This is a genomic window from Limimaricola sp. G21655-S1 (assembly GCF_027213785.1).
Lineage (GTDB): Bacteria > Pseudomonadota > Alphaproteobacteria > Rhodobacterales > Rhodobacteraceae > Limimaricola.
This window is the reverse complement of the sequence record NZ_JAPWGO010000055.1, coordinates 1-2,946: the sequence shown is the minus strand read 5'-3', so window position 1 is coordinate 2,946 and position 2,946 is coordinate 1. Positions and strand designations below refer to the sequence as shown.

1 protein-coding gene is annotated in these 2,946 nt (G+C 69.5%); it reads left to right on the top strand.

Annotated features, from left to right (window positions below):
* Positions 1-30: 30 nt before the first annotated feature.
* Positions 31-2,946: hypothetical protein (locus O4G76_RS19720; protein ID WP_269398861.1), on the top strand; the 2,916-nt coding region annotated here is incomplete at its 3' end.

Genomic DNA, 2,946 nt, shown 5'->3' with positions numbered 1-2,946 from the left:
TTTTAACGAGTGTTTCGAAGGGTAATGGTCGTGGCTGTTTCCAACAATTTTTCTGCCAGCTCGCTTGATTTCAACGGTTTCGGGGGTCTTTCCCAGCCCACCGCGCTGGTGTGGGGGGCGGATGGGCGGCTTTACGTCACCGAGGTGGACGGGGATGTGCACGTCCTGACGATCGCCTTCGGGGACCCCGATCCGACCGACGGCGACACCACCGCGCGGTTCCACGTGACCGATCAGGTGACGCTGAACCACGTCAAGTCGATCCCCAACCACAACGACGACGGCAGCGCGAACGCGGCGACGAAGCGGCAGGTGACGGGGATCGACGTGACGCCGCAATTCGACGCGAACGGCGATCCGGTGATGATCGGCGGCAAGCCCGCGGTCACCGTCTACGTCACCTCCTCCGACAGCCGGATCGGCGCCGGCGGCGGTGGCGCCGACGCCAATCTCGACACCAATTCCGGCATCATCACCAAGCTGACCCAGACCGGGCCGAACAGCTGGGACGCGGTCGACCTCGTGCGCGGCCTGGCGCGCTCGGAGGAGAACCACGCGCTCAACGGGCTCGAGGTGATCCAGGTGCTCGACGCCGACGGCAAGCTGGTCTCCGAGCGGCTGATCGTCGCCAATGGCGGCAACGCCAACAACGGCGCGCCCTCGAACCACTTCGCGGGCCAGCAGGAGACCGCCTATTCGGCGGCGATCCTCGAGGTCGACCTGACGATGCTGGCCTCGATGCCGGTGCTCACCGATGGCGGCCGCAAATACGTCTACGACGTGCCGACGCTCGACGACCCGGCGCTGCCGGGCGCCGATGACGGCAACGACCCCTTCGGCGGCAATGACGGCTTCAACGGCGGCAAGATCGACCCCGCCGGGCCGATCGGCATCTACTCGCCGGGCTACCGCAACGCCTATGACGTCGAGGTCACCGAGGACGGGCGCGTCTACACCTACGACAACGGCGCCAACAACCTGTGGGGCGGCCGGCCGATCGGCGAGGCCGGCGACAACGGCGCCAGCAGCGATTTCGCGCAGGCCCTGGGCTACATCGCGCTCAACCTCAACAATGGCGACGGCAGCACCAAGGACCCGATGAGCCTCGTCGCCTGGGACCCGAAGAACTACGACCAGATGCACGAGGTGACCCGCTCCGACGACCTGGCCGGGCGGGTGCTGGCGGCGGGGCAGGGCGGGGCGCAGACCTACACGCTCGACGGGCTGACCTATGTCTATGGCGGCCATCCCAACCCGACCCGGGCCGAGGGCTCGCGCGCGGGGCTGCTGTTCACCCCCGAGGACGGGGTCGGCAACGCCTTCCTGCTGGTGTCGAACGTCGACAGCGCCGGCAATGGCGGCGGCAGCGACTACGACGAGGTCATCGCCTGGCTGCAGGCGGTCGAGGCCGACAACGCGGCCTACCCGACCACGGGCGTCTACGGGGCCGACGACCAGGAGCTGACCCGGAAGGTGCTCGCCGTCACCCCGGGCGTGCTCTACGACATCTACGGCTTCGCCGACGGCTCGGGCCAGGTCGTGGTGGCCGGCGGCGCGGCGCCGCAGGGCGGCACGTTTCTGGGCCAGGCCGGCCTGCCCGCCGATATCGGCGAGATCATCGCCGCCGCCAACCCGGCCGAGGGCAACTATCTCGAGGGCGGCTTCACCGACGGCGCCCTCGATTCCGGCAAGGGCTCGATCAACGGGCTGACCGAATACACCTCGACCGTGCTCGATGGCGGCGGCGTCGACATGTCCGGGGCGCTGATCGCGGCCTCGCTGAACCAGGGCTCGCTGATCGTCATCGGGCGCGACGCGAACGGGGTGGTGCAGACCACCACCGGCGGTTCGGGCGAGACGCTGGCGGCCGACCGCACCGTGCTGCAGGCCGGCGGCGGGCCGCTGGGGCTGGCCTCGATCGGCGACGAGTTCGGCGCGATGGGGCTCGGCAACGCCTTCCGCGGCTCGATCTGGGTCGCCACCTACAAGCAGAACGGCCCGTTCATCGAGATCTTCCAGCCCGCCAACGGCGCCGTGCCGCTCGCCGGCCAGGACGTCACCGACGACACCGATGCCGATCTCGACGGGCTGAACGAGCTGATCGACCCGTTCGAGTTCTCGGCCGAGAACGGCTACGCGCTCGAGGTGGGCCAGAAGATCGTGCTCGACTTCACCCAGCAGAACACGAACTTCCCCGGCACCCTGTCCGATACCGGCTTTCTCGGCGCGGCGCTCGACGGGGTGACGCCGAACCAGGACGCGCGCACCGCGGCCGAGAACTTCCCCGCCGACCAGCAGCAGGACGGGCTGTACGACAATGGCGGCAACATCATCCCGGGCGGCAACGCCCCGACCTTCCAGATCAAGAACGCGCAGCCCGGCACGGCGGTGGGCAGCGCCAACAGCGCCCGCGACGCGGTGCATACCGGGATCCGCCCCGACCCCGATGTCGGGCGCATCCTCGCCACGCTCGACATGGCCAACTGGATCCCCAGCCAGCAGGGCGGCATCGTCGAGGGCCAGGTCTCGGGGCTGATGTTCGGCGACGGCACCCAGTCCAACTTCCTGCGGATCGTCATGGGGGCGGTGGGCGGCACGCCCTATCTCGAGGTCGGGGTCGAGACCGGCGACGTCTACCAGCGGATCACCCGCGTCGACGTGCCCGGCCTCGCCGACCCGGCCGTCACCGGGGTCGAGCTGCGGCTCGAGATCGCCATCGATGCCGGCTTCGCCGTGGGCGCCGCCTACCGGCTCGACGGCGCCGCCGATTTCGTCGCCCTGCCGCTGAACGGCTTCGTCCTGCCGCAGGGCGTGCTGCGCGACGTGCTCACCGGCGCCCACCAGATCGCCGGCCAGACCTCCGGCGCCGCCATCGGCCTCATCGCCGAGGACGTCGCCGCGGACACACTCACAACCGTCGATTTCAACGAACTGAAAATCGAGGCC